Source organism: Bacillus sp. P4_D3 (assembly GCF_056401855.1).
In genome coordinates, this window is record NZ_JBFUIN010000722.1 from 1 (window position 1) to 1,537 (window position 1,537).

General features: G+C 31.4%; 3 protein-coding genes. 2 read left to right on the forward strand and 1 reads right to left on the reverse strand.

All coding sequences use genetic code 11. The features are described 5' to 3' along the window. Nucleotides 1–262 precede the first annotated feature (262 nt). A complete protein-coding gene (locus AC1DTM_RS25985; protein WP_016105329.1) occupies nt 263–838 on the forward strand; it encodes a class I SAM-dependent methyltransferase in 576 nt (191 codons plus the stop codon). Between the two features lie 71 nt (nt 839–909). On the opposite strand, the gene AC1DTM_RS25990 is transcribed toward AC1DTM_RS25985, so the two are convergent. After that, nucleotides 910–1,272, reverse strand: coding sequence for a MerR family transcriptional regulator (locus tag AC1DTM_RS25990; RefSeq protein WP_002110648.1), 363 nt, complete (start codon nt 1,270–1,272; stop codon nt 910–912). A 111-nt stretch (nt 1,273–1,383) separates the two neighbouring features. Here AC1DTM_RS25990 and AC1DTM_RS25995 point away from each other — a divergent pair. Continuing rightward, nucleotides 1,384–1,537 (forward strand): SDR family NAD(P)-dependent oxidoreductase (locus tag AC1DTM_RS25995; RefSeq protein WP_477001237.1); only part of this gene is annotated, 154 nt, incomplete at its 3' end.

Consider the following 1,537-nt stretch of genomic DNA (forward strand, 5'->3'; position numbering starts at 1 on the left):
CCGCAAGTATGTGTATAATTACTGGTAATCTTATAGGTTTTCTTTGAAAAGCGAACGAGAAATATATGGTTTTCTGTATCTGACGTTTGAAAAAACTATGGTAAAGGGGAGAGAGCGAGTTTTTATAAGGTATGTCCTTTAAGAAAAACTATTTTTAGAGAGCTTATTCAAATCTTAAGGATTCTTAAGGATGTCACTCTAGTTTCTTCAGGTTTGAATTTTAAACTATAGTAGTAAATTCAAACTATTGGAGTGATTAAATATGAAGCCTCTGTCTTTTTTATCTCAATATATAACGAATCCAAGAAACGTTGGTGCAGTACTTCCAAGTTCAAAGTTTCTTGCAGATAAAATGGTGGAAAGCATCAATTTTAAGGAAGCTAAATATATTGTTGAATATGGGCCAGGTACGGGTGTATTCACGAATAAATTGCTTGAAAAACGAAGTTCGAATACTACTCTTTTATTAGTGGAAAATAATAAAGAGTTTTATTTATTATTGAAAGAAAAATATAAAAAAGAGAAAAATGTATTCATTGTATTAGGGTCTGCGGAAAATATTGACGAGTATCTACAGGGCTATTGCATTCCTTATGCAGACTATATTGTTTCTGGTCTTCCTTTTTCTAGTTTACCCCCAAATGTTTCAAAAAAAATATTATTAACTACCACCAAAATTTTAAAGGAAGGTGGGAATTTTATTACCTTTCAATATACTAAATTTAAAAAGAATTTTCTTAATCAGTTTTTTAATAGAATAGATGTGAAAAGGGAACTTAGAAATGTACCACCAGCTTATATCTTTAACTGTTCAATCCCAAAAAATAGTGGGAAATAAGAGGGAAACGGCAAGGTTATGGTTCTTTCTATTCCATAAATCTGTGGCGATTTTCCTTATAAAACCTGTATTTAATCTCGTTTATTGATGAAATCTTTGTAAGTGGTAATTTTATATTCAAGCATCTCATCCGCAGCTTTTAACGTTCTAATTTGTTCCTTAATAGAGTGTTTATGTTCTTCTAAAAGATTTAAACGCTCTGTCGTGGTATGTTCTCCTTCCAAAGCTAATGCAGCATACTTCTTTATTTTCGCAATTGGCATTTGTGTTTCTTTTAACTTGATAACAAATTGCAGCCATTTAATATGTGAATCGTTATATCGTCTGTCTCCGTTAATGTTACGAACAGGAATTATAATTTTTTCTTTTTCGTAATACCGTAATGTATATGTACTTATCTCTAACATTTTAGCCACTTCACCAATAGTGTACATAAGAAACCTCCATATAAATTTTTCTTGACTTAGAGTTTACTCTAATCATTATAATCAACTCATAGTTCGTTTACAATTAAATCAATTGGATAAAATTCAGGAGGGATTTATATGAAATATACAGTTATTACAGGGGCTAGCTCAGGAATTGGATATGAAACCGCTCTTGCTTTTGCGACTCGTGGAAAAAACTTAATTATAGCAGCACGCAGAACGGAGGAATTAGGAAAGTTAAAGTCAAAAGTGGCTGAAATTAATCCAGACC

Coding starts and splice junctions, on each gene's coding strand:
- AC1DTM_RS25985 (WP_016105329.1), top strand. CDS start 263: ATGAAGCCTCTGTCTTTTTTATCTCAATATATAACGAATCCAAGAAAC.
- AC1DTM_RS25990 (WP_002110648.1), bottom strand. CDS start 1,272: ATGTACACTATTGGTGAAGTGGCTAAAATGTTAGAGATAAGTACATAT.